The 24,805-nt window shown below is 45.1% G+C and carries 21 protein-coding genes and 4 tRNA genes; 15 read left to right on the top strand and 10 right to left on the bottom strand.

What is annotated here, in order from left to right:
- Positions 1 to 148 precede the first annotated feature (148 nt).
- The 8 genes from AC0VYA_RS20245 to AC0VYA_RS20210 all read left to right on the top strand — a co-directional run bounded on the left by AC0VYA_RS20245 (position 149) and on the right by AC0VYA_RS20210 (position 5,562).
- A tRNA-Thr gene (locus tag AC0VYA_RS20245) sits at positions 149 to 224 on the top strand.
- Positions 225 to 231: 7 nt separating this feature from the next.
- Positions 232 to 316 (top strand) — tRNA-Tyr (locus tag AC0VYA_RS20240).
- A gap of 38 nt (positions 317 to 354) precedes the next feature.
- Positions 355 to 429 (top strand) — tRNA-Gly (locus AC0VYA_RS20235).
- A 6-nt stretch (positions 430 to 435) separates the two neighbouring features.
- Positions 436 to 511 (top strand) — tRNA-Thr (locus AC0VYA_RS20230).
- A 63-nt stretch (positions 512 to 574) separates the two neighbouring features.
- Positions 575 to 1,759 (top strand): elongation factor Tu, encoded by a 1,185-nt coding sequence (tuf, locus tag AC0VYA_RS20225; protein WP_011573501.1) that lies wholly within the window; start codon positions 575 to 577, stop codon positions 1,757 to 1,759.
- 1,022 nt (positions 1,760 to 2,781) lie between these two features.
- On the top strand, positions 2,782 to 3,207 hold the full coding sequence (locus AC0VYA_RS20220; RefSeq protein ID WP_475489462.1) for a hypothetical protein: 426 nt from the start codon (positions 2,782 to 2,784) through the stop codon (positions 3,205 to 3,207).
- Between the two features lie 53 nt (positions 3,208 to 3,260).
- Positions 3,261 to 4,313, top strand: a complete 1,053-nt coding sequence (locus tag AC0VYA_RS20215; RefSeq protein WP_475489461.1) for an aldo/keto reductase — start codon at positions 3,261 to 3,263, stop codon at positions 4,311 to 4,313.
- A 64-nt stretch (positions 4,314 to 4,377) separates the two neighbouring features.
- Entirely contained in the window at positions 4,378 to 5,562 is a 1,185-nt protein-coding gene (locus AC0VYA_RS20210) for an acyl-CoA dehydrogenase (protein ID WP_475489460.1), read from the top strand.
- Here AC0VYA_RS20210 and AC0VYA_RS20205 read toward each other — a convergent pair.
- Genes AC0VYA_RS20205 through AC0VYA_RS20190 form a run of 4 tightly spaced genes read right to left on the bottom strand, consistent with a single transcriptional unit; the run spans position 5,519 to position 10,492 of the window.
- A complete protein-coding gene (locus tag AC0VYA_RS20205; RefSeq protein ID WP_475489459.1) occupies positions 5,519 to 7,675 on the bottom strand; it encodes a putative bifunctional diguanylate cyclase/phosphodiesterase in 2,157 nt (718 codons plus the stop codon). The genes AC0VYA_RS20210 and AC0VYA_RS20205 overlap by 44 nt on opposite strands.
- On the bottom strand, positions 7,672 to 8,175 hold the full coding sequence (locus tag AC0VYA_RS20200) for a Rab family GTPase (RefSeq protein WP_011576692.1): 504 nt from the start codon (positions 8,173 to 8,175) through the stop codon (positions 7,672 to 7,674). Before AC0VYA_RS20200 ends, AC0VYA_RS20205 begins: the two co-directional genes overlap by 4 nt.
- A 17-nt stretch (positions 8,176 to 8,192) precedes the next feature.
- Positions 8,193 to 9,950, bottom strand: a complete 1,758-nt coding sequence (locus tag AC0VYA_RS20195) for an OmpA family protein (RefSeq protein ID WP_475489458.1) — start codon at positions 9,948 to 9,950, stop codon at positions 8,193 to 8,195.
- A gap of 8 nt (positions 9,951 to 9,958) precedes the next feature.
- A complete protein-coding gene (locus AC0VYA_RS20190; RefSeq protein ID WP_475489457.1) occupies positions 9,959 to 10,492 on the bottom strand; it encodes a hypothetical protein in 534 nt (177 codons plus the stop codon).
- A gap of 221 nt (positions 10,493 to 10,713) precedes the next feature.
- Between AC0VYA_RS20190 and AC0VYA_RS20185 the strand changes: the two genes are divergently transcribed.
- The 7 genes from AC0VYA_RS20185 to AC0VYA_RS20155 all read left to right on the top strand — a co-directional run bounded on the left by AC0VYA_RS20185 (position 10,714) and on the right by AC0VYA_RS20155 (position 17,819).
- Complete coding sequence (locus AC0VYA_RS20185) at positions 10,714 to 12,312, top strand: AbgT family transporter (protein WP_011576689.1); 1,599 nt, start codon at positions 10,714 to 10,716, stop codon at positions 12,310 to 12,312.
- A 102-nt stretch (positions 12,313 to 12,414) separates the two neighbouring features.
- Positions 12,415 to 13,497, top strand: coding sequence for a ferrochelatase (gene hemH / locus AC0VYA_RS20180; protein WP_473476641.1), 1,083 nt, complete (start codon positions 12,415 to 12,417; stop codon positions 13,495 to 13,497).
- Positions 13,497 to 13,916: a DUF4112 domain-containing protein gene (locus AC0VYA_RS20175; RefSeq protein ID WP_473476639.1), complete on the top strand. Its 420-nt coding sequence runs from the start codon at positions 13,497 to 13,499 to the stop codon at positions 13,914 to 13,916. The genes hemH and AC0VYA_RS20175 overlap by 1 nt, the downstream gene beginning before the upstream one ends.
- A 193-nt stretch (positions 13,917 to 14,109) precedes the next feature.
- Positions 14,110 to 16,005, top strand: coding sequence for an ABC transporter substrate-binding protein (locus AC0VYA_RS20170; protein WP_475489456.1), 1,896 nt, complete (start codon positions 14,110 to 14,112; stop codon positions 16,003 to 16,005).
- A 48-nt stretch (positions 16,006 to 16,053) separates the two neighbouring features.
- The gene (locus AC0VYA_RS20165; RefSeq protein ID WP_475489455.1) at positions 16,054 to 16,662 is read left to right on the top strand and encodes a glutathione S-transferase family protein; all 609 of its coding nucleotides are present in this window, start codon (positions 16,054 to 16,056) and stop codon (positions 16,660 to 16,662) included.
- Between the two features lie 12 nt (positions 16,663 to 16,674).
- Positions 16,675 to 17,334, top strand: a complete 660-nt coding sequence (locus AC0VYA_RS20160; protein ID WP_473476630.1) for a glutathione S-transferase N-terminal domain-containing protein — start codon at positions 16,675 to 16,677, stop codon at positions 17,332 to 17,334.
- A 53-nt stretch (positions 17,335 to 17,387) separates the two neighbouring features.
- The gene (locus tag AC0VYA_RS20155; RefSeq protein ID WP_475489454.1) at positions 17,388 to 17,819 is read left to right on the top strand and encodes a DUF3859 domain-containing protein; all 432 of its coding nucleotides are present in this window, start codon (positions 17,388 to 17,390) and stop codon (positions 17,817 to 17,819) included.
- Positions 17,820 to 18,176: 357 nt separating this feature from the next.
- Here the strand turns inward: AC0VYA_RS20155 and hflC are convergent, their stop codons facing one another.
- The 6 genes from hflC to mutL form a co-directional block, all read right to left on the bottom strand.
- Complete coding sequence (hflC, locus tag AC0VYA_RS20150; protein ID WP_033185239.1) at positions 18,177 to 19,061, bottom strand: protease modulator HflC; 885 nt, start codon at positions 19,059 to 19,061, stop codon at positions 18,177 to 18,179.
- A gap of 3 nt (positions 19,062 to 19,064) precedes the next feature.
- Positions 19,065 to 20,213 carry an FtsH protease activity modulator HflK gene (gene hflK / locus AC0VYA_RS20145; protein ID WP_475489453.1) on the bottom strand — a complete coding sequence of 383 codons (1,149 nt, stop codon included), beginning with the start codon at positions 20,211 to 20,213 and terminating at the stop codon, positions 19,065 to 19,067.
- A 63-nt stretch (positions 20,214 to 20,276) separates the two neighbouring features.
- Positions 20,277 to 21,575 carry a ribosome rescue GTPase HflX gene (gene hflX / locus AC0VYA_RS20140; RefSeq protein WP_475489452.1) on the bottom strand — a complete coding sequence of 433 codons (1,299 nt, stop codon included), beginning with the start codon at positions 21,573 to 21,575 and terminating at the stop codon, positions 20,277 to 20,279.
- 25 nt (positions 21,576 to 21,600) lie between these two features.
- A complete protein-coding gene (gene hfq, locus AC0VYA_RS20135; protein WP_006994043.1) occupies positions 21,601 to 21,852 on the bottom strand; it encodes an RNA chaperone Hfq in 252 nt (83 codons plus the stop codon).
- 79 nt (positions 21,853 to 21,931) lie between these two features.
- Positions 21,932 to 22,879: a tRNA (adenosine(37)-N6)-dimethylallyltransferase MiaA gene (gene miaA, locus AC0VYA_RS20130; RefSeq protein ID WP_475489451.1), complete on the bottom strand. Its 948-nt coding sequence runs from the start codon at positions 22,877 to 22,879 to the stop codon at positions 21,932 to 21,934.
- Positions 22,863 to 24,776: a DNA mismatch repair endonuclease MutL gene (mutL, locus tag AC0VYA_RS20125; RefSeq protein ID WP_475489450.1), complete on the bottom strand. Its 1,914-nt coding sequence runs from the start codon at positions 24,774 to 24,776 to the stop codon at positions 22,863 to 22,865. The genes miaA and mutL overlap by 17 nt, the downstream gene beginning before the upstream one ends.
- Between the last annotated feature and the right edge of the window lie 29 nt (positions 24,777 to 24,805).

Raw genomic sequence — 24,805 nt, 5'->3', positions numbered from 1 at the left:
TTATCTGCTGTAAAAACAAACAAAAAGGCCTTATAAAGGCAAATTAGCTGCAATTTTAGCCAAACGATACAAAAAAAGTAATTTTTTAATAATTGCCTCTTGCGTGATCGGAAATGTTGCTCTAATATCCGCACCCACTTGATGACGTGCCGACTTAGCTCAGTTGGTAGAGCAACTGACTTGTAATCAGTAGGTCACCAGTTCGACTCCGGTAGTCGGCACCATCAATCTGGAGGGGTACCCAAGCGGTCAACGGGATCAGACTGTAAATCTGACGGCTCAGCCTTCGCAGGTTCGAATCCTGCCCCCTCCACCACTTTTTCAAAAGTGAAGTGGCTAGAGAGAATGTGATGTGCGGACATCGTATAAAGGCTATTACCTCAGCCTTCCAAGCTGATGATGAGGGTTCGATTCCCTCTGTCCGCTCCAATCAGTGCTGATATGGCTCAGTTGGTAGAGCGCACCCTTGGTAAGGGTGAGGTCGGCAGTTCGAATCTGCCTATCAGCACCACTTTCTCTCCCCAGTTCAAAAAGTAAACACAATTTCTTATCACAATTTGCTGGGGAATAGACAATGGCAAAAGCAAAGTTTGAACGCACTAAACCGCATGTAAACGTCGGTACAATCGGCCACGTTGACCACGGTAAAACCACTCTAACAGCAGCAATTACTACTGTACTAGCAAAAACGTACGGTGGCGCAGCATCTGCATTCGATCAAATCGATAACGCTCCTGAAGAGCGCGAGCGTGGTATCACAATTTCAACGTCTCACGTTGAATACGATACACCTACTCGTCACTACGCACACGTTGACTGTCCTGGACACGCCGATTATGTAAAAAACATGATCACTGGTGCTGCTCAAATGGATGGCGCGATTCTAGTAGTAGCAGCGACCGATGGTCCTATGCCACAAACACGTGAGCACATCTTGTTAGGCCGTCAGGTTGGCGTACCTTTCATGGTTGTTTTCATGAACAAATGTGACATGGTTGACGACGAAGAATTGTTAGAATTGGTAGAGATGGAAGTACGTGAATTGCTTTCAGAATACGAATTCCCTGGCGACGACTTACCAGTAATCCAAGGTTCAGCGCTTAAAGCCCTAGAAGGCGAAGAGCAATGGGAAGCAAAAATCATTGAGCTTGCAGAAGCCCTTGATAGCTACATCCCAGAGCCAGAGCGTGACATCGACAAGCCTTTCCTACTTCCAATTGAAGATGTATTCTCAATTTCAGGTCGTGGTACGGTTGTAACAGGTCGTGTTGAGCGTGGTATCGTAAACACAGGTGATGCAGTAGAAATCGTTGGTATGAAAGATACAACGACTTCAACGGTAACTGGTGTTGAAATGTTCCGTAAATTGCTTGACGAAGGTCGTGCTGGTGAGAACATCGGTGCATTGCTTCGTGGTACTAAGCGTGAAGATGTTGAGCGTGGTCAAGTACTAGCTAAGCCTGGTTCAATCAACCCACACACTCAATTCGAAGCTGAAGTATACGTACTAAGCAAAGACGAAGGTGGCCGTCATACTCCATTCTTCAAAGGTTACCGTCCACAGTTCTACTTCCGTACAACTGACGTAACAGGTGCTGTAGAGCTTCCTGAAGGCGTAGAAATGGTAATGCCTGGTGACAACTTGAAATTCGTAGTTGAATTGATTGCTCCTATCGCGATGGACGAAGGTTTACGCTTCGCAATCCGTGAAGGTGGCCGCACAGTAGGTGCAGGCGTTGTTGCAAAAATCATTGCTTAATAGCTAGCAAATTGATTTGAAAGAAAGGTCACTTCGGTGGCCTTTTTTTATGTCCAGACAAAACGGGGTTTAACCCGTCCCTGGTGATGCGGCCAGCCCGATATCCGTATCGGTCGTTCAACCGGCTGGCGCAGTGCGCCAGAAAACCTCCGGTTTCACCCTTTTTTGTGCCTGCACGTATTGTGCGGCTTCAAGCGGATTATTCCGTGACAAAATCGTCGGGAACGATTTTGAACATGCGAAGCATGGCCCGTAGGGCGTAGGGCAGGATGCCCGGAGTAAGGTGGCCGCACAGTAGGTGCAGGCGTTGTTACAAAAATCATTGCTTAATAGCTAGCAAATTGATTTGAAGAAAGGCTGCTAAATGCAGCCTTTTTTGTGCCTGCACGTATTGCGTGGATCCAAGCGGATTATTCCGTGACAAAATCGTCGGGAACGATTTTGAACATGCGAAGCATGGCCCGTAGGGCGTAGGGCAGGATGCCCGGAGTAACGTGGCCGCACAGTAGATGAAGGCGTTGTTGCAAAAATCATTGCTTAATAGCTAGCAAATTGATTTGAAGAAAGGCTGCTAAATGCAGCCTTTTTTGTGCCTGCACGTATAGTGTGGCTCCAAGCGGATTATTCCGTGACAAAATCGTCGGGAACGATTTTGAACATGCGAAGCATGGTCCGTAGGGCGTAGGGCAGGATGCCCGGAGTAACGTGGCCGCACAGTAGGTGCAGGCGTTGTTGCAAAAATCATTGCTTAATTACTAGCAAATTGATTTGAAAAAAAGGTCACTTAGGTGGCCTTTTTTTATGTCTATCCAAAACGGGGTTTAACCCGTCCATGGTAGCTCGGTCCAGTGCACACAATCCTGTGTGCCCGTTCAATCAGGCGGCGCAATGCGCCTAAATAAACTGATTTCATCCTTTTTGGTGTTTGTCATAAAGTTAAATGTAGAAATTCGCGCCTTACAGATTGATAATTTGCCTGTACTTTGAAGCGGTGTTAAGTATTATCCGATAAGTAACACTAAGTGGCAGACGTGATGATAAAGCAGGTAATGGTAGTTCTCTTTTTAAGCTTGCTATCACTTATCATATTGGCAAAAGCCACCCAGCAAAATATTACTCTGCGCGTTGGCGTCCCTGCGGTACCTCCTTTCGCTTATATAGATGAAGACCAACAGCTCGTTGGCTCTGTTGTCGGCTTAGATGATAACCTACAAATGATAGGTAAAGATTTCAGTGATTTTGGAGAGCGATTTGAATTAATCGAGCAAGAAACTTGCTTGCATTTCTGTAAGCAATCACAATCTAGAAGTACCATTAGTAAACTTGAAGCAGCAATAAAAGCTCATTACAAATCAGACCGTCTGTACGATATTTATGCGGGAGCGTATCCATTAAATAGGTATGGTGGTTCACTAGTTATGATAGATAATGAAAGTACTCATTGCTGACTGCTTTGAAATGCCATGTCATGGCAAATGTGAAAACCAAATAAGGAATTTAGATGAATTATTCAGCGTTAGGTCGCAGTGGCCTATCCGTTTCTCGCGTGTGCTTAGGATCAATGACATGGGGTGTACAAAACACCCAACAAGATGCAGATGAGCAGATTGAATATGCGCTATCTCAAGGTGTAAATTTTATTGATACCGCCGAGCTGTATCCTGTGCCGCCATCAGGAGACAAGTACGGTCATACAGAAATGATCATCGGGGATTGGTTAAAGCGTAATCCATCGAAGCGTAAGGACATTATTTTAGCGTCTAAAATTGTTGGCCCAGGTCTGAGTTATATTCGTAGCGGTAGCAAAATATCTGCGGAGTCAGTTGTTCAAGCTGTTGATGCATCCTTAAAGCGCTTAAACACTGATTATATTGACCTTTATCAGTTGCATTGGCCGAATCGTATCTCTCCACATTTTGCTAAACATGCTGTGGGTCGCGTACGGTTTGCTGATACAGACAGAGCCGCTGAAACCGCGCAGATGCTCGCTATTCTAGAAGCACTCAACACCTGTGTTAAACAAGGAAAAATCCGCTATTGTGGCCTTTCAAATGAAACGCCATGGGGCTTGCAGCAGTACCTGAATTTAAGCAAAGAACACGATTTGCCGCGCATGGTTTCCATGCAAAATGAATTTAGTTTATTACACGCTAAAGATTGGCCATACCTGATTGAAAGTTGCGTGGCAGAAGATATAGCGTATTTGCCTTGGTCACCTTTGGCAGGAGGCGCACTAAGTGGTAAATATTTAAATAACCAGCGCCCTGAAGGCAGCCGTTGGACGTTCGAACAACGCAACGGTATTTTCAGAGACACCAAAGGTACAGAAGCCGCTATTCGTGGTTATGTTGAGGTGGCCAAAGCCCATGGCTTAACCCCCTGTGAATTGGCCTTAGCTTGGTGTGACAATGTGGAAGGTATTACATCAACCATCATTGGTGCAACGAGTATGTCTCAGTTAAAAGAAAACATTGCAGCCTTCGCCAAGCCTTTAAATGAACAAGCATTAAAGGATACCAGCGATGTCCTTAGGCAATACCCTGCGCCCTTCTAGTCGTTGTAAACATCCCGCAGCGCTAGCGACATGGCTTTTAATAAGCAAAAATTAACGAGGTACTATGAGCAGACAAGCGACCCCTATTTTTAACTGGCAAGATCCGCTTGCGCTGAACTCACTTCTGCATGAAGACGAAAAGCTGATTGCAGATACAGCGCATGAGTACTGCCAGCAAAAACTCATGCCCAGAATATTACATGGTAATCGTGGGGAACACTTCGATCGTGACATCATGTATGAAATGGGTGAGTTGGGTTTGCTAGGAAGTACTTTGCCTCAAAAATACGGCTGCGCTGAGGTAAACCATGTGAGTTATGGCTTGATAGCCAGAGAAGTCGAGCGAGTCGACAGCGGTTATCGTAGTGCCATGAGCGTGCAATCTTCTTTGGTGATGTTTCCTATCTATGCTTTTGGTAGCGAAGCGCAGAAGCAGCGCTATCTGCCAAAACTAGCTAGCGGTGAATGGGTGGGCTGCTTTGGTTTGACTGAGCCGAATTCTGGTTCTGATCCCGCAAGTATGTTGACGCAAGCTAAGGAGGTCGATGGTGGATATTGTCTCAATGGCAGTAAAATGTGGATCACTAACTCACCGATCGCTGATGTGTTTGTCATTTGGGGCAAGCTCAATGGCGCGATCCGGGGCTTCATATTAGAGAAAAATATGCAGGGTTTGAGTGCACCAAAAATAGAAGGTAAGTTTTCATTGAGGGCGTCTGTGACCGGTGAGGTTGTGATGCAGGATGTGTTTGTTCCCGTTGAGAACATCTTGCCAGACGTGGAAGGCCTCAAAGGGCCGTTCAGCTGCCTAAATAAGGCACGATATGGCATTGCGTGGGGCAGTTTAGGAGCAGCTGAATTCTGTTGGCATCAAGCAAGGCAATATTGTTTGAACAGAGAGCAATTCTCGCGCCCATTGGCGGCCAACCAACTGATACAAAAAAAGCTGGCTGATATGCAAACAGAAATATCAATTGGTCTATTGGCGTGCTTGCAGGCTGGCCGGTTAATGGACACAAACGCCTTACCCCCTGAAGCGATTTCATTAATCAAACGCAACTCGTGTGGTAAGGCCTTGGATATTGCACGTACGTCAAGAGATATGCACGGGGCTAATGGCATTTCTGATGAGTTTCACATTATTCGCCATGTACTCAACCTTGAAGCGGTGAATACCTACGAGGGGACTCACGATGTGCATGCGCTTATTCTGGGAAGGGCGCAGACGGGGTTATCAGCTTTTGCGTAGGGCTGGTACTTAGGTACTCACAAAATTGGGCAAAGGGTAACGGGCGGCTGAACAAATAGCCCTGGGCAAGATTACAGTGATTGAGCTGCAAAAAGTTACGTTGCAGCTCAGTTTCAACACCTTCGGCAATAACATTCAACTTCAAGCTATGGGCCATGGCGATAATCGCTAAAATAATGGCTTTGTCGTTTTCGTCACTAACCAAATCCTGCACGAATGAGCGATCAATTTTTATATGATCAATAGGCAGCTTTTTAAGATAGGAAAGTGAACTATAGCCAGTGCCAAAATCATCTATCGACACGCTGACACCGAGTTTTCTTACCTCGGTCAGTAAGTACTGCACCTTGTCGTAATTATCAACTAATACACCTTCTGTTAACTCTAGCTCCAATTGATTCGGCAGGATATGACTGTTCTGGATCGAGCCTCGAATAAACTCTAATAAATGGCGATCGCTGATTTGCCGAGGCGACAAATTCACGGATAACTTACAGCTGTAACCCCTATGGTTTAGGGTGCTTATCATTTCACATGCCCGAGAGATCACCCATTTACCAATAGGCACAATGAGACCCGTTTGCTCTGCAATCGGGATAAACTCATCAGGCCCGATGCGCTCGCCGTCTAAACGGTTCCAGCGTAGCAATGCTTCTGCTTTTAGAATGGTGCCGCTTGTTAGGTCTAACATAGGTTGCAAAAATAGCTCGAACTCATGATTAGTGATGGCGCTTTGCAAAGCGTTCTCTAATTCAATGATGCGCTGAGAGGCTTCTTTCAATTCTTGAGAATAAAATTGAACGCTGCTTTTAGAGGCTTTTTTAGCGTTGAAAACCGCAAGATCAGCAAACTTCATCAAGGTTTCAGCGTCATCAGCGTCTCGGGGGAAGCTAGCAGCACCAATGTTTAAACCGATTTCACAATGTGTTCCGTTAGGCAAAAAGAAAGGCTGAACAGCGGCGTCAATCAGCTTGTGACCAAGATCAATACATTGCTGTTCAGTAACAGTTTTTTGCCTAATAATCGCAAACTCGCCTCCGCCGATACGGGCAAACATGTCACCTTCGCTAATATGCGGCGTAATGCGCTCAACCAATTCTTTAATAATTTGGTCACCTCGGGAGTGACCGTGAATTTCATTAATACGCTTAAAGTTTTTTATGTCCAAATACAGGACATAGAAAGGCATTGCATTATTAACTGACTGCTCCAATTGCATCCAAAAATATTGGCGATTCGGAATATCGGTCAGGGCATCATAATAGGTTAGCTTCTCATTATTCTGCAGAAGATGCTTCACCTGAGAAATGTCACTTAGCATAAACACCCAGTGGGTAATTTGTTGAAAGTCGGCTTTTACTGGGTAAATGGATAACTTAATCCATTTGCCAGTGCCCGGTGGTTTTAACCAAAATAGCTCGCCGCTCCAGCGGCTGCCTGTACTAATGACTCTTTCAAACTCGGGGTATTGCTTCTCGAATAGCTGCAAAATAATTTCATAAGGCTGGGTTTCTGGCTGCGTTATATGAGTATCAAAGAGACTGTATAAAGCAGGGTTTTGGCTTATAGGTTGCAAATTGGGTGATAATATTGCGACCCCTATATCGGTTTTTTCGATCACTTCATTGATCGGTTGCTGAATGCTTTTTAGATCAGAAGACTGATTCAGCATGTCATCCAAACGTTGATGAACATATTCTTGCTGGGCGACAATTTTATCATTTGACAGGAGGAGTTCACGGGCTGATTGGAGTGTTTGTTGGCGCTGCTGAAATTGCTCAATCACGTTATGAATTACGATATAGCAATCGCCCTTGTCCATGCTCGCGTAGGCATTGAGCTTAAGCTCGTTATCTTCTATTTCTTCGTTCCAAATGCCTGATTCAATTTTTCCATAATCAGCGTACTCCCAAAACTCTTCTGCTTGCATCAAAAAATCGTCTAAAAAGGGGCTGTCAGTAGGTGTGGTGAATGCTTCGTTATCTCTTGCACCTGGAAGCAGTAAATCTATCCATGCATTTTCTGCGTAAACGGTTTCGAAATGTTGTGCGTCGATACGTTTAAAAATACAACAATCAATAATTCCAAGTGCTTTCAAAAGAGATAATTTCATTGTTCAGCCTCACTTAGTAACTGTTGAGCCAACGTTGAAAATAGAAGCTCTACATTGTCTCCCGTCTTCGCGCTTGTCCGGAATGTATGACTGAACGGGCTTGATAACTCTGCTAACTCATCTTCTTCCCAATGCCACGCAGTACTTAAATCCGCTTTGTTAATGGCCAAAATGGCCGGTATGTTGGCGACGTCTTTTGCTAAATTGTAGATTTCTATGCCTTCAATCAGTGATTGCGAGCGCGTATGATCGACCACAATGATGATAGCGGCTGCGCCTCTGAGATACTTAGGCTGAAAGCCGCAATAGCGGTCGATTCCTTCAATGTCCCACAGCATGAACTGAACTGTGTTGCTTTCGCATTGGACTTGCTTCTTGTCTATCTTGACGCCAATGGAAGTGAGGTATTTTTCAGAAAAAATACCCTCAACGTATTGTTTTATGAGGCTAGTTTTCCCCACTCCAGAGGCACCGAGTACACATATTTTTTTTTGGATCATAATTGTCTAGCTGTCCATTACGGCTGTGTGGCATGAGTTTTTATAACATTAAACAGCACCTTACGAGCACCATTGCCTGCTGCGGGCACGTCAACAATGCCAATACCGATAGCATTTAACTTATCGGCTGGGATCCCACGCATCTGCAATGCATTTTTTACTGTCTGGGCACGTTTGATGCTCAACACTTCATTATAGGACCGTGAACCTTGTGCGTCACTGGCGCCAATAACGATGAAGCTCATTTCTTGCTCCGTTTGCTTGGCAAGATTCAATAGTGTTTTACCAATCTCTGCGACAGTGCAGATACCATCTTTCGCTTCAGGTGTCAGTTGTGAGCTATTGATGGCAAACTCAATCGAAGCACCGTTAAATTGGTTAATTTTGAGGTCGATAAGCGTCTGGATGCTCTCAACGTCATCCATTTGTAGCGTGAGTGGGTCGGTAACACTAATTTGCCCTAGCACACTCTCGCTATCCAGCATCCCCGGCAACTGCTGAACACGATTTCGTAAGTCAAAATACTGCTGTTGATCAAGCTCACCACTGATTGAATTGTTCGCTAAAGTTAAGCTCGGATATTGCACCAATACGTTACTAAGGCGACTTTGCATGATGGGCTCTTCAAGAGACAGATAAGGCTTTTCAGTCACACGCACCATCTCCTGTGGAATATTTTGCTCAGCCAACCAATTGTTGATTTTTTCGGCGTTAGGGTCTCGCAGTATATCTATTGATATGTCTTTAATGCCGTTCCGTTGGGCCTGTACGAGCATGATCCCAGCCTCTTGATTGATACTAGATATTTTCTGTACGTAGTTTTGTATTTGCCACAGTTTGTAACTGTAATAGCCAGCCCCTATCGCGATAAAAAGTAATATCCCCCAAGCCATCCAAGGTTTTGACTCTTTTGCTTTCTCGCTGTCTTTTAACTCAGAGACCAAGCAGTCAGCAAGTTGTTGGTCGCAATCGGCAAAGGTCGACGCATCGCCCTTGAATTCCCTCAACTGAGGCTCATATAGCGTGTGAATTTCTTCAATCGTTTGCTGTAATTGGTTCGCTACTTTTTGCGGCATATTTCCCGTTACCGCAGCAACTAAAATGGCACTTGGTCCTGCTTTGAGAACTAAGGTGAAATCGTCGGTTTTGACAATATCTAAGCCTTGCTCTTGACCGTCTTTATTTGGCCTGAAGGAGTCTGAAACGAAATCATTAATGGCCGTTAGCATGGACGATATCAAGTCTGCATCAGCAGACGATTGCTGATTGTAGGCAAGGGTATTAAGCAGTAAACCAGTTTCCCTATGGATTAAAAAGACCTGCTCTACACGGTAGTTAAATGTTTGACTGGCAATATAAGTGGCGTAGGGGATCCCTGCTTGTCGAGCTTGGAAGCGCCATGTGAGCCCTTTGATAGTTAGACTGTTTTCAAGTAGTTGATTGGTTCGTTCGATAAACTCGGTCAAAAATGCCGTAACGGATTTTCTTACTACACTGCCAACTATGGGGTACAGGTAACCGACAAATTGCTCTTTACGATTGGATACAGAATACTCAACTGATTTGTCGACTAACGGCGCCATCACTTTTTTTACACTGCCGTCTTTGTCTTGGCGATCTTTGAAGGCTTCTGAAAAGACCTCACTGACAATCGTTCTAGCATTTTGACGAAGGGCTTGGGTGATGTGTTGATTATCTCTACCAAACAGAATTCTCCGCAGCTCTTGAAGTTGCGGGTCGTGTTCAGACTCGTTACTACTTCCCTGAGTCGACATGATAAAGGTTACTCATCATCGCCAGTTTCTAAGTTTGAAGCTACAGTAGACAGTAATTTAGCCAAGGTTTTGCGATCTGTTTTGCTGGCATTGAGCTCATTTGAGACTTGAGTAAGCTGAGCCAAAGCTTGTTTGAGTTGCTCAGAGAACTTATTCGACAATGTCGCTAAGTCGTGATCGATACGCTTATGTATTTCATCTGTTTCTTGCTTGTTGGCTGCCTCTGCCATTTCCAATTCACTAGAGAGATTCCTGTTCAGTGTGAACAACTCGCTTGCTTTGGCATCTTGGTCTTTATCCGCGTTGAGGAGTTTATCTTCCAACTGATGAACATGCTTTTCTAAAGCAGCTTGAAGTTGCGAAAATTGACGGGAGGTTTGTTGTTCTAGGTGTTTTAGCTGGGCTTGTAAGCTTTGTCCTAACTGGTCGATTTTTTGCTCTAAGTCCTGTTGAGCATCACCAAAAACGATTTGCCGAAGTTGCGCTAATTCAGTTGTAGGATTTTGCTTATCAGTTTTGTCTTGGGACTGCTTATTTGTCATCTGAATTTCCTTGTGGCAGCAACAATAAAAAGTCTAATTTTTTATACAACAATAAAGCGTTCTGTCTGATATACAAACACTTTTTTATCAAAAAGTAGACGTTGTGGCTAATAAAACAACAGTAAATGACTGCCTTTGCCTGAACTCTAACGTTTGTTTAGCGAATTAGGTACTATATGCGTGTAACTGTGAAAGCAGATAAGAATAATTAAGGAGTCGGTTTGCAAGACGCTAACGATCAGAAAAAACAAACAAGCCAAGAGAACCCGACAGGGTGGTTTTCGAGGTTTCTCGCAACAGTAGAATGGCTTGGAAATCTACTGCCACACCCTATTACATTGTTCGCTTTACTTGCTACAGCGATTGTCATTATCAGTGGTGTTTTAGGCTACTTTGACGTCAGTGTAGTCGACCCTCGCCCGCTTGATGCGAAAGGGCGTGCACCGGATGGCATGATACAAGTGGTATCGCTGCTTAACGCAGAAGGTTTGCAAAGAATAGTCACTCATTTAGTCACCAACTTCACAGGCTTTGCCCCGTTAGGAACGGTGTTAGTGGCCTTGTTAGGTGTGTCCGTTGCTGAACATTCAGGCTTATTGTCAACCGCAATGCGTGCCATGGTCATGAATGCCTCTAAGCGCATGGTAACCGTGGTTATTGTACTGGCGGGTATTTTGTCAAACACGGCTTCAGAGTTGGGTTATGTGGTGTTGATACCGCTGGCGGCAATGATATTTCATTCTTTGGGGCGTCACCCTCTTGCTGGCCTTGCGGCTGCATTTGCTGGTGTGTCTGGTGGTTATAGCGCCAATCTATTACTCGGTACGGTCGACCCCCTCTTGTCAGGTATCACTGAAGCGGCAGCCCATATGATTGATCAAGATTATGTGGTGGGCCCAGAAGTGAATTGGTACTTTATGTTTATCAGTACTTTCTTAGTGGCGGGCCTAGGGGCATTTGTAACAGAGAAAATCGTAGAGCCGCGTTTGGGCCAGTACGACCCAAGTGAAGCCTCAATCGAGTTGGGCAAACAAGAAATGAGTGCACCAACAGCCTTAGAGAAAAAAGCGTTGCGCTGGGCGGGTGTAAGTTTTGCGCTACTGTGTGGTGTGTTAGCGCTGACCATAGTTCCAGAAAATGGCATTTTAAGACACCCTGAAACTGGTGCCGTTGCTGGCTCGCCATTTTTAAAAGGGATTGTTGCTTTTATTTTTATTACCTTTGCTGTGCCTGGATTCGTGTATGGGAAAATCGCTGGTACCATGAATAATGATAAAGACGTCATCAATGCGATGTCTAAAAGTATGGGAGCGATGGGGCTGTACATCACCTTAGTATTTTTTGCCGCGCAGTTTGTGGCTTTCTTCAATTGGACAAATTTGGGGACTGTACTTGCCGTCAAAGGTGCTGAGTTAATTCAAACGATTGGCCTTGACGGCCCTGGCGTATTTATCTTCTTTATCTTGATGTGTGGCATGGTGAACTTGTCCCTTGGCAGTGCTTCGGCCCAATGGGCGGTTACTGCTCCTATTTTCGTTCCCATGTTGATGCTGGTGGGTTTTGCTCCAGAGGTAATTCAAGCGGCGTACCGGATAGGAGATTCAGTGACGAATGTGATTTCACCCATGATGAGTTACTTTGGGTTGATATTAGCTATCGCCGCTCAGTATAAAAAAGACTTAGGCATGGGTACGTTAATTGCCACCATGTTGCCTTACAGTCTTGTATTCATGGTGGGTTGGACCTTGTTATTTTATGTGTGGGTATTTCTTTTAGGCATGCCGGTAGGGCCTGGGGCAGAGACTTATTACACTGGGTAAGTGGCATTTATGTCGCGGTAATAATTACAGCGCATTAAGTCTAATTTGGTGCTTGCAACGTACTTGATGCATTGACGTCTTTAACACAAGTAGAGTGAAGAAATGAAATACCGTTCTAATGAAACGTTTACCCATAAGCAGGCTGATAAAATTGGTGTACTGATCACTAATTTAGGTACACCAGAAGCGCCCGAAAAAGGCGCTTTGAAACGCTATTTGCGCGAGTTTTTATCAGACCCAAGAGTGGTTGAAGTGCCTAAACTAATTTGGTGGATGATTCTTAACTTAGTGATCCTAAACATTCGGCCTAAGCGATCGGCCCATGCTTATAGCACTGTATGGACCGATCGCGGCTCGCCGCTTATGTTTCATACGCAAGATCAAACCAATGCGCTTGCCACAAGTATGCAGCAAAAGTACGGCGACAAAGTAGTGGTAGATTTTGCTATGCGCTATGGTTCGCCGTCGATTGAATCAGTCACTCAGAACATGCTTGAAAAGGGGGTGCGTCAATTGCTGGTGCTGCCGCTTTATCCTCAGTATAGCGGGGCAACGAATGGTTCGACTTTTGATGCCTTGGGCGAGGTATTGCGCAAAACTCGTTGGATACCAGACGTTAGGTTCATCAGTCACTATCATGATTTTACGCCTTATATCGACGCAGTAGCAGGCAGCATTACCGAACACTGGGCCACTCATGGACGAGCCGATAAACTCATATTTACCTATCATGGGATCCCAAAACGGTATCTGACCGCTGGCGACCCGTACCACTGTGAGTGTTATAAAACCTCGCGTTTAGTGGCGGAAAAGCTTGGTCTTGGTAAACATGAGTATATGGTGACGTTTCAATCTCGCTTTGGTCGAGAAGAGTGGTTGCAACCTTATACCGATCATACCCTTAAGTCTTTGCCAGAGCAGGGTGTCAAGTCAGTGCAAATGATTTGCCCTGGTTTCTCCGCTGATTGTTTAGAAACGATTGAGGAAATCGGCATTGAGAACAGAGACTATTTTCTGGAAGCTGGTGGGCAGCGCTACGAATACATCGCTGCGCTCAATGCCCAGCCACAACACATTGCCGCGCTTGAGAGCTTGATTGAAAAGAACCTAGGGGGCTGGGAGTGCCCAGACCGAAACAGTCAATTAAGCGCTGACTTAGCCACCGCCATGGGGAGTGATAAATAATGACTACCCCACAAACACTTAAAGCGCCAGCCGCCTTACGTAAAGCACAAAAAATGGCACATTTGCTTGATACTGCTGTGGGCATACCCTTCACTAAAATCCGTTTCGGCTTAGACAGTATTTTAGGACTCGTACCTGGTATGGGGGATTTAGCAACTGCGGCGATGTCTGCACACATTATTCATTTGGCTGGGCAAATGGGTGCGCCCAAAACACTTCGTATAGCCATGGTGCGCAATGCCATCTTCGATTTCCTGATTGGTTTAATTCCATTTGTTGGGGATATTAGTGATATCTTTTATAAAGCGAACCGCAAGAATATCCGCCTGTTAGAAAACTGGTGGGTTCAAACCCATCATCAGACACTTAAATCCCAAGCTGCTGAGCACCTAAGTCGCTGGGAGAACGAGTCAAACTGATGTAAATACGACTAAAGTTAGCGTTAAACCGCTTTTGTAGTGTAAAAAATCGTCTTTTGTCTAATGTGCAAAATCGGTTAAAGTATTTAGCATTAGTAAGTATTATTTGCGGTTTTGTAGGGATGAATTAGCAGCGCGGCGCTGTATATCTTTGAAGCCCTTTACAACTTGCTTGAGCTGGACATGTATTTATATGAGTAACATCATTAACATCCTATGGGGAGTTTTATTCTTTCTTAGCTTTTCGGCGATTGCTCAAGCACAGCAGGTACTGTCTGTAGCGGTTTTGACCACAAACGAACGTCAAAGTGATATATACCGCGGGGCGTTCAACGACTTTTCATCCCAATCTAGCCAATACGATGTCAAGGTAACCTTCTTTAGCGATAAAGAATTCAAACGCTTATTACCTCGGTGGCTTGAAACGGGTGAATTCGACTTACTCTATTGGCAGGCAGGAGAGCGCCTTCGCTCGCTGATTGCACAAGATGTGATACAGCCAATAGACTCTTTACTGCCAAGGAAAGAGTTACAAAGGTCTATTCAACCCGCGGTATTGCACAGTGTCACGCAGCAAAGCGTTTCCAATGAAGACGCTGCAACTTACGCGCTTCCAATCGCACAATACGGCTGGGGTTTTTACTATAACAAAGCCGTTTTTCAGGAACTCAACGTAAAACCACCCAATAACTGGGAAGAATTCATAGCCCTTTGCCAGCGCATAAAAGAGCAAGGTGCAAATCCATTGGTCCAAGCAGTGCAAGAAGGCTGGCCCGCCCTTGCGTGGTTAGATTATTTGTCATTAGACGCCGGCGGACTCGAATTTCGTCAGCAAGTCATTGATGGGCAAGCATTGGCAGGCCCAACGACAGAAACGTTTTTAAAACAATTTGAGCAGTTACTTTCAAAGGAATGGTTTTTTGCGCCGCAGCGCCACTGGACTTGGCAACAAGTAATGAAAGTAGTCGAAGCTAAGCAAGCAGCAATGACGTTAATGGGACAATTTGCAGAAGGGACTATCGACCCCATGCGGAACAAAGATATCGGCTTTTTCTCGTTCCCTAAGGCTAATCAAATGAACCAAGCCGAGGTCGCTCCGTTGGAGATATGGGTGGTGCCCCGCTCAGCTAAAAACAAGGCTCACTTGGCGCCATTGCTACGATTTCTGTTGGCTAATAACAAAGAAATGGCCATGGGGTTTGATTCACTGCCTGTGGTAAATACTCAATTTACTCAAGATTTGCCCAGCGACCGAGTTAAGACTGCGGCCAATTCACTAGCAAACTCAAGTACATTGGTGCAGTTTTTTGATCGTGAAGCCAAGGATGATATTGCGAAAAATGCTGCGAGAAGTATCGCTAAAAGTATTTACGAAGATAACTCAGCCCCCTTGCGTGAGGGAATATTGAAGCGCACTCATGTCGATTATGAGATGAATACTTATGCGCAAGCCGCTGAACTTCCTCAACTATATTTTGCTTCAGTCACTGGATTGAAAGAGTCATTTTTTGCCTCAAACTTGATGCAAGATATTTATCAGCAATTGGGCTATGGCATATCAGTCACGCGGTTTGGCTCCCTTGAAGCGTCACTTAACGCTTATCGATTTGGCGGGGATGGAGAGTTAATCCGAGTTGACGGTTACAAACATCTTGCTCCTTCTTTGCAGCAAATTCCGGAACCTTTAGCCAATGTATCGTTTTACTTGGTATGTAAAGATCTCGATATGTGTGCCACTAGCCTGCCAAAAGCGAGTGAAGTATCCGTTATTAATGATTTATTGGTCGTTAATAACTGGGCCAACGAGAACCAGGTTAAGCTCAAAAAGTACGATACGGTCGAGACCTTATTTCGTGCGTTCAATGACAATGAACAAGGGTTAATGGTGCTCGGTGCCAGCGAGATTATCGACAACAAATTGCTCATCAGTAACAGCTCCTACAGAACAATTATTACTGTACCCCTTTATCACTATGTGCATAATAAACATAAGGAATTAATTCCTTTGATTGACAGTGCACTAAAAGAATATAAAAAAACTGAGCAATACCAAACGCTGAAAAACCGATATTGGTTACAGCATAACTGATTACATGTGTTCATTGCCCAGTGCAGCAACTGACACTGGAGCCGTGAAATGAAAATATACGAAACGCAAACCGCACCTACGCCCCGTCGAGTGCGTTTTTTTCTGGCCGAAAAAAACCTTCCCATGGAGTACGTTCAAGTCGACATACAAGGCGGTGAAAATTTAAGCCCTGCTATGCGCGCCCGTAATCCCATGGCTAAAGTGCCTGTGCTGGAACTAGACGACGGCACGTGCATCTATGAATCTGTCTCAATTTGTCGCTACTTCGAAGAGCTGCATCCAGGAAGCCCCCTAATGGGCAGCACGCCATTAGAAAAAGCACAAATCGACATGTGGCAGCGCCAGTGTGAATTCGGCCTTTTCATGCAAATCGGCATGTGTTTTCAACACTCTACGGGATATTTCAAAGATCGTATGACGCCTGTGCCTGAGTATGGAAAAGTCGCCGGGCAAGACGCCGCTAAGTTTCTCGACATTTTAAACAATCGGTTAGCTGAGCATGAATTTATCGCGGGCGATAGATTCAGTATTGCGGATATCACAGCGGTATGTTCAATCGATTTCGGTCGAGTCGTTAATGTGCGGATTTCACCAGAGCAAACACACTTACAACGTTGGTACGATGCCGTTAACGCACGCCCAGCCGCTAAAGCATAAAAAGGATACTTCATGTTTGATTTGTATACCTCGTCTACTCCTAATGGCTGGAAAGCTTCTGTCGCACTTGAAGAAATGCAGTTGCCTTACCAAGTGCACAACATCAACTTAATGGAGCAAGAACAGAAAACTCCTGCATTCCTAGCACGTAACCCCAATGGAAGAATCCCGGTGCTGGTGGACAAAGACGAAGATCATTTCGCCGTGTTCGAGTCCGGCGCGATCATGCTGTATTTAGCTGAAAAAACGGGGCAGTTCATCCCCAGAGATGCCAAAGGCCGTTCGCAAGTTATCCAGTGGTTAATGTTTCAAATGGGCGGGGTAGGGCCAATGATGGGTCAAGCCAACGTGTTTTATCGTTATTTCCCTGAAAAAATTCAACCGGCTATCGAGCGTTACCAAAAAGAAGGCCGACGTCTGTTCGAAGTATTAGACGGACAATTAGCGAAGCATGAATTCCTCGCAGGGGATTACAGCATTGCCGATATGGCAAATTGGTGCTGGGTACGCACGTACGAATGGTCAGGCATCGATATTTCAGGCCTGGATAATTTAGTACGTTGGAAGAACAGCATCGAAGCCAGACCATTGGCCCGTAAAGGCACCCAAGTACCGGATAAAATTGACAAAGAAAATTTGGTCAAAGGGGCACAAACCATTGTCACTCGGTAATTCCTCTGACGTAGAACAATGCTTATATCAAAGAAAGCACGAGGGACAGCGTAATGTCTAAATTACGCTCGTCTTTTGATATCACCAGTTATGGCATATACAAGCACTGGGATGAACATGACAAAGCCTTGCCCAAGATAAAAACCTTCACCACGGACATTCCAGCCGAACTGGATATAGAATTCGGTTTTATTATTAACTGTAAAAAAGCCAAGGGCAAAAAGCTTACGTACTGGATTTATCATCCAGATATTCCTGACGACAAAGGAAACATCATGCCCCCGTTCCAAGGCGAGGTGTACGTAGACAACAACGACTGGGACTTCTATCTAGGGGACACCATCTGGCCGCCTATAGAAAATAAAGTGGGAGACTGGCGAATGGTGATAGAACTAAATGGCAAAGTATTAGCAGAAAAAACCTTCAGCGTACTAATAGAACACGGTGATGGCGAAATTCAATTCTGGAAACGTCGGGGGTATTGAAGAAGAAAAATAAAGCCGTATTTACCCAGAGAGTATTTCTGAGATTCCCTCCTATAGACCTCACTTTTTTTCTAGACGATGGAGCATTGTCCTAATTCGCTGTTTGCGCATAGTTAATTCGCCCTTTTACGGCCAATTGTTTAGGTGAATGTGACAGCCGCTTGATATAGCACGATTTTCTTCTTCGGTTACGTTTTCGGATATAAGGCACCACAATAAGTAAGCAGCAAAGCTGTACGCCTTGGGCAAAGGCGATAGTTGTCCGCAGGACATAAAAAACAAGCATAAAAAAAGCGCCAAATTGGCGCTTTTCACGTTCTTTTCAAAGAGCCTTCTACACAGCTCTTATAAACAAGATCAATTTTTGCCTGTTTCGTTCTTCATGTACTTAAAGAAGTCACTGTCAGGCTCAAGCACGATGACGTCTTGCTTGTTGCTGAAGCTGTTCTTGTATGCATCCATACTACGTAGGAAGTTATAAAACTCAGCGTCTTTGGTATAGGTTTTAGCGTAAATTTCAGCGGCTTTTGCATCCCCTTCACCACGTAATTTACGGGCGTTACGTTCTGCGTCAGCAAGCATTACGGTCACTTTTGCGTCCATATTTGCTTTGATGAATTCAGCTTTCTCTTTACCTTCAGAGCGATGCTCACGGGCAACCGCGTCACGTTCAGTACGCATACGTTGGAAAATGTAGTTACGTACTTCCAGCGGTAAGTTGATTTGCTTAACACGTACGTCAACAATTTCGATACCGAGTTCATCTGAGCTATCTGATGCTTGCGCCATCGCTTCGTCCATCAACTCTGAGCGCTCACCAGATACGATTTGCGAAATGGTACGAGTACCAAATTCAGAACGTAGTCCGTTGTTTACTTTTTGTTGTAAAAGGATTTCAGCGTTGTCTTTAAAGCCACCTGTTGCCAAGTAGTATTTAGCAAAGTCTTTGATTTTCCATTTGACGTATAAATCAACGATTAAGTCCTTTTTCTCTGACGTAACGAAACGGTCAGCTACTTCATCCAATGTTTGAATACGTGCGTCTAGGGTTACAACGCGGTCAATTAGCGGTAGCTTAAAGTGTAAGCCGGGCTCGAAAACCACGGTTTCACCGCTGTCGCTATCACGTTGAACTTTACCAAATTGAATCACGATGGCCTTTTCACCTTCGTCCACGACAAACAGTGAGCTAAGGACCAATGCACCTAGTGCGATAATGATGACGATTAAGAAATTTTTCATCGCTTAGTTTCTCCCACTACGTGAACTGCCACTACGAATGCCATTATCTTGTGAGCCACTATTTGATACTGGATCTTGATTACGTAAACCTTCTAGCGTTCTACGGTTTGTTGATGGCGATGTGCTGGAGGCTTGTTTTTCCAGGATTTTGTCTAGTGGTAGATAAAGCATGTTGCCACTACCTTTGGTGTCTACCATGATTTTGCTGGTGTTAGCGTACACTTCTTCCAACGTTTCCAAGTAAATACGGCTACGCGTCACTTCAGGGGCTGCTTTATATTGAGGAAGCAACTCTTCGAATCGTGCAACTTCACCTTGCGCCTGCAGGATAGATTGCTCTTTATATGCTTGCGCTTCTTCAGCCATACGATTGACTTGACCACGAGCACGAGGCTCGATTTCACGAGAATAAGCTTCTGCTTCATTGATAAAGCGTTGCTCATCTTCTTGGGCGGCAATAGCGTCATCAAATGCGGCTTTCACCTCTTCTGGAGGGCGGGCATCTTTAAAGTTCATATCAACTATTGAGATCCCCATATCGTAGGGTTCTAAAATTGCTTGAAGTTCGTCACGTACATTTTGACGTGCCACTTCACGGCCGCTGGTGAGGATGTCATCCATTTTTGAATGACCCACTACGTAGCGAATGGCACTGTCAAACGCTTGGCTCAAGCTTGTTTCTGGGCTAGTCACCGAGAAGCTGTACTTATACGGTTCAAGAATACGGTATTGTACTTCCATCTCTACCCGCACCACGTTTTCATCTTCGGTCAGCATAGAGCCGGAAGAAGGCAGTGAACGTACCGTTTGCACGTCAACGGGTAGCACATTATCAACGAACGTCGGTTTCCAGCGTAGACCAGGCTCAACAAAGTGGCTGAACTCACCGAAACGCAATACCACACCGCGCTCAGCTTCACGTATGGTGTAAAAACCACTGATGAACCAAACGATAACTAAAAGGCCAACAACCAAACCAAGACCCAAACCGAAGCCTTTGCCGTCAGAAGAGCCGCCTTTGCCACCACCGAACTTTCCAAATTTATTTAAAATATTTTTAAATACTTCGTCTAAATCAGGTGGACCTTGATCGCGACCACCGCGGTTCTTCCACGGATCGTTATTGTTACCACCGGGCTCATTCCAAGCCATCTTTACTCTCCAAATAGTTAATCATATATATTCTGTTTATAAATTCTACGTACCGGATAACCGCTATGCTTCAGTGCTTTTCACAATAAGGGCTGCTAAATCAGCATCAGAGTGTTTTGCCAAACGCTGCCAATCTGCAAGAGGCATATGTATCTCTACTAACCAGTCACCATTATCGGCATAAGATTCTTCAGAGATGCAGTTTAAATTAAACAAATCACCTCGTAGTTTACCTTCTTGCGGCGGAATGCGTAACTGATGCCGCACCATATTCTGTGCTAGGCAATCGCTCAGTGCTTCGAACAATAATTCAGTTCCTAAGCCTTGCTGTGCCGACATCCAGACACGAGTTGGTACGCCGTTTTCATCTCGATCGATCCGTGGCTCAACGCCGTCCATGCGATCAATCTTGTTACAAATCATTAATTGGGGTATTTCGTCAGAGTCAATCTCATCCAATACCTCATTAACCTGATCGATATTCTCACGAAATTGGTCATCGGAATAGTCAACCACGTGGAGTAATAAATCTGCCTGCTGCGTTTCTTGAAGTGTTGCCTTGAAAGCGGCGACCAAATCATGAGGAAGATGGCGAATAAATCCAACCGTGTCAGCCAATATTGCTGGGCCAACGTCCTGTAACTCAATTCGTCTCAATGTTGGGTCTAACGTGGCAAATAGTTGATCCGCTGCGTATACCTCAGACTGAGTGATCGTATTGAACAAGGTCGACTTACCGGCATTGGTATAACCCACAAGCGCTAGGGTCGGGATTTCAGCCCGCACTCGCGCGCGCCTGCCTTGTTCACGCTGTTTTTGTACTTTGCGTAACCGCCCCTGAATACTTTTAATACGCGCACGCAGCAAACGTCTGTCGGTTTCTAATTGTGTTTCGCCTGGACCACGCAAGCCTATCCCGCCTTTTTGACGCTCAAGGTGAGTCCAGCCGCGGATAAGACGTGTAGAAATATGTTTAAGTTGGGCGAGCTCTACTTGTAACTTACCTTCGTGGGTACGTGCACGTTGCGCAAAAATATCTAAAATCAATCCGGTGCGATCCAGCACACGGCATTTACATAATTGCTCTAAGTTACGTTCTTGAGAGGGCGATAAGCTGTGATTAAAAATAACCACATCAGCTTCAGATGCTCTAACGGTGTTCGCTATTTCTTCTGCTTTGCCACTGCCGACAAAATAGCGCGTATGAGGAGCATTACGGCTGCCAGTAACGACATCAACCGCGCTTACTCCCGCAGATGTGGCCAACAACTGAAGTTCTAGTAGATCTTCTTTGCTGTTGTCATCAGAAAAATCTATATGTACTAATACAGCCTGTTCGCCTGCTTCATAACGGTCAAACAAGCCGTTCTCCTGGGACCTTCACTAACTATTGGTTCTCGTCAGCATCCGCATGAGGATTAGTAGCAGCAACCGGTAACGCCCGTGAAGGAACGACGGTAGAAATTGCATGCTTATATACCATTTGGCTGACGGTGTTTTTTAGCAAAATGACAAATTGGTCAAATGACTCAACTTGACCCTGCAATTTAATCCCGTTGACAAGATAAATTGATACAGGAATACGCTCTTTGCGTAGCGCATTTAAAAATGGGTCTTGTAAAGACTGCCCTTTAGCCATCATCTATCCTTTCTTTTTATTATCAAACTCGCCTTTTTGCCCAGTATACAGAATTTAAAAAGGCTGTATAGCTCGCGGCTCACGTACGAATTCTGCTGAGTTTCATCACATTAGTCAAATTGTCTTTTGAAAAGGTATCTAACCAATGTAGGTTTTGCCAACTGCGTAACCACGTTAGTTGGCGTTTAGCCAGTTGTCTGGTGGCTGCCAAGCCTTTTTCGCGCATTTCTTGGTAACTATTTTCACCGTCTAAATACTGCCACATTTGTCGATAACCCACACAGCGCATAGACGGTAAATCTAAATGTAAATCTGCTCGAGATTTTAATTTTATAACTTCATCTTCAAAACCAGAATTCAGCATAATATCAAAGCGTTGTGCGATTCTATCGTGCAAAATATGTCTGTCTGATGGTGCTATAGCAAATTGTGAAAATTGATATGGGGCCGAAGGTTGTTTATTCAAACTTAATTCGGTCATAGATTTACCACTGATGCGATAAATCTCTAAAGCACGGCTCAAACGCTGAGGATCATTAGGGTGAATGCGCTGTGCTGAAACCGGGTCTATGCCTTGTAATTCCTGATGTAGCGCTTGCCAGCCATTTTTCTCGGCTTGCTTTTCAATTTCTGCTCTGACCAGTGGATCTGCTTGAGGTAAAGTGGATAAACCGTCGGTTAATGCCTTGTAATACATCATGGTGCCACCCACCAGCAATGGAATACGTCCGCGCTGAGTAATATCTTGCATGGCTGCTAAAGCATCGCGTCTAAATTCAGCCACAGAATAACTTTGTACTGGGTCGAGTATGTCGATGAGTCGATGGGGGGCTTGAGCAAGCTCTTCGGCCGTGGGCTTGGCGGTACCAATATCCATCCCTTTATAAATTAACGCTGAATCAACACTGATTATTTCACAGGGAAGGGCCTGACAAAGCTCAATGGCCAGTGCGGTTTTACCGGAAGCCGTAGGCCCCATGAGTAAAATAGCAGGTGGAAGCTGTTGATTGTCAGTGTGTTGATTCAATATGGGCGCTTACTAAAGTTGCCAGCGGTAATAACACCGCTGTATTCATCAAAGTTTCAAACGTACGTGGGTAAGCAATGAGTGCTGTCCACGTTTCATGCATCTGAAGTGGGGTAAGTTTTGGTGAATGCAATGCGATGCAATTAAATAAATGTGTTTTAACCTCGTTTTCATCTGAAACGGCTTTATCAAGTAACTCGGGCAGTATGTTTGCCCAAGGTAGATGGCGCATTCCAGATGGTACCTTTTTCAAGATAACGCGCTTTTGACTCCAACCGATTTCTACACGGTTATTCAGTAGCGCTTCATACATGGCTTGTGCTCGCTGAAGTGCGGGCTGGTCAGCGACAATTGAAACTGGCATCAGCAATGGTTGTGACACACAGTTATCTGTATCAAAGGTGGTACTGATGTGCGCCGCCACAAGGGCGCGGATGGTTAACACATAGTGCTGAGCTTCAAACAGCACCAATAGTCTTTCTTCGTCCACCGGCACGCATAAGTGCTCATTCTGGGCGGAGTGTGTCACGTCACTGTTAAGCACATGCTGGGTGCTCATGAGTTGTTGGTAACCTTTTACCGCCTGTGCCGATAAACTATTGCCAGAGCCAGAGCCAGAGCCAGAGCCAGAGCCAGAGCCAGAGCCAGAGCCAAGAACTTGAGCGCGCCCAGCTGTATTTTTGAGTGGGTGGTTGTCAGACGTTAATGACTCGCTACTTAGGGCCGACGAATAATCTGGCGATGAAGAATGCATCTGGGAAGCAGGCTCCCCTTCAGCAACACCGGTAGATGATTGCTGGGCCGATTGAAGAGGGGCAATGTAGTCGTGTTGCAGCGCCACCTCTGCCAACTGGCTGGGCCCAGATTGCGCTGGTGTGTTGCTAAAGTATTGATGGATGCCATCAGCAAGCGCACGAAAGATAAAATCATGGACTAAACGAGCTTGATGAAAGCGTACTTCATGTTTGGCTGGGTGCACATTTACATCCACTTCGTGGTGCGCAATGTTTAAGTACAGCACGTAATTTGGCGATGAATCAGGGCTGATAACGCCTTCAAACGCTTGGCGAATGGCGTGGTTAATCAACTTATCGCGCATCATGCGACCGTTTACGTAGAAATACTGCACATCGGATTGCTGGGTCGTTGCATCAGGTGGGGCTATCCAGCCGGTTAATTCCATATCTTGATAGTGGCTGTCTAAAGCGATGGCCGTATTGGCAAAATCCTTATTACAAATCGCCCCTAAGCGTTTAAGGTGATCGGTTTGCTCAGTAAGCGCAGGGTATTTGCGCAGTAATTTACCATTGTGCTTTAAGCTAAAGCTCACATCGAAGCGACTTAACGAAATACGCCTGATGACCTCATCAATATGATTGAACTCAGTTTTTTCAGCCCGTAAAAATTTACGCCGAGCAGGGGTGTTAAAGAATAAATCAATCACCTCAACACTACTTCCATCAGGATGAGCCACAGGGTTTAATTGCACCTGCATGTCGCGTCCTTCTGCGTGGGCTTGCCATGCCTGTGGCTGATTTATGGGTTTTGAGGTCAATGTTAAGCGTGCCACTGAGCTAATACTGGCTAAAGCTTCTCCGCGAAAGCCCAAACTGTGAATGTGCTCTAAGTCGTCTAGGGAGTTAATTTTACTGGTGGCGTGGCGACTTAAAGCAAGTGCCAGCTGGTCTTTTTCGATACCACCGCCATTGTCGCGAATACAAATGCGCTTATGCCCACCTTTGTCTATTTCGATATCAATTTGACTGGCCCCAGAGTCGAGACTGTTTTCAACTAATTCTTTAACAACAGACGCAGGTCTTTCCACCACTTCACCTGCGGCGATTTGGTTAGCAAGTTGAGCGGGTAAAATACGTATCGTTGCACTGGTGGCTGACAAAAAAAGACCTTAAAAAGATAATTGAGCTG

Source organism: Paraglaciecola sp. QJM3NY_14 (assembly GCF_056173245.1).
This window is presented reverse-complemented; position numbering and strand designations above follow the sequence as displayed.

What these genes read in the sequence shown, in the direction of transcription:
- tuf (WP_011573501.1), top strand. Translation starts at nt 575, where the DNA reads ATGGCAAAAGCAAAGTTTGAACGCACTAAACCGCATGTAAACGTCGGT.
- AC0VYA_RS20215 (WP_475489461.1), top strand. Translation starts at nt 3,261, where the DNA reads ATGAATTATTCAGCGTTAGGTCGCAGTGGCCTATCCGTTTCTCGCGTG.
- AC0VYA_RS20210 (WP_475489460.1), top strand. Translation starts at nt 4,378, where the DNA reads ATGAGCAGACAAGCGACCCCTATTTTTAACTGGCAAGATCCGCTTGCG.
- AC0VYA_RS20205 (WP_475489459.1), bottom strand. Translation starts at nt 7,675, where the DNA reads ATGAAATTATCTCTTTTGAAAGCACTTGGAATTATTGATTGTTGTATT.
- AC0VYA_RS20200 (WP_011576692.1), bottom strand. Translation starts at nt 8,175, where the DNA reads ATGATCCAAAAAAAAATATGTGTACTCGGTGCCTCTGGAGTGGGGAAA.
- AC0VYA_RS20195 (WP_475489458.1), bottom strand. Translation starts at nt 9,950, where the DNA reads ATGTCGACTCAGGGAAGTAGTAACGAGTCTGAACACGACCCGCAACTT.
- AC0VYA_RS20190 (WP_475489457.1), bottom strand. Translation starts at nt 10,492, where the DNA reads ATGACAAATAAGCAGTCCCAAGACAAAACTGATAAGCAAAATCCTACA.
- hemH (WP_473476641.1), top strand. Translation starts at nt 12,415, where the DNA reads ATGAAATACCGTTCTAATGAAACGTTTACCCATAAGCAGGCTGATAAA.
- AC0VYA_RS20175 (WP_473476639.1), top strand. Translation starts at nt 13,497, where the DNA reads ATGACTACCCCACAAACACTTAAAGCGCCAGCCGCCTTACGTAAAGCA.
- AC0VYA_RS20170 (WP_475489456.1), top strand. Translation starts at nt 14,110, where the DNA reads ATGAGTAACATCATTAACATCCTATGGGGAGTTTTATTCTTTCTTAGC.
- AC0VYA_RS20165 (WP_475489455.1), top strand. Translation starts at nt 16,054, where the DNA reads ATGAAAATATACGAAACGCAAACCGCACCTACGCCCCGTCGAGTGCGT.
- AC0VYA_RS20160 (WP_473476630.1), top strand. Translation starts at nt 16,675, where the DNA reads ATGTTTGATTTGTATACCTCGTCTACTCCTAATGGCTGGAAAGCTTCT.
- AC0VYA_RS20155 (WP_475489454.1), top strand. Translation starts at nt 17,388, where the DNA reads ATGTCTAAATTACGCTCGTCTTTTGATATCACCAGTTATGGCATATAC.
- hflC (WP_033185239.1), bottom strand. Translation starts at nt 19,061, where the DNA reads ATGAAAAATTTCTTAATCGTCATCATTATCGCACTAGGTGCATTGGTC.
- hflK (WP_475489453.1), bottom strand. Translation starts at nt 20,213, where the DNA reads ATGGCTTGGAATGAGCCCGGTGGTAACAATAACGATCCGTGGAAGAAC.
- hfq (WP_006994043.1), bottom strand. Translation starts at nt 21,852, where the DNA reads ATGGCTAAAGGGCAGTCTTTACAAGACCCATTTTTAAATGCGCTACGC.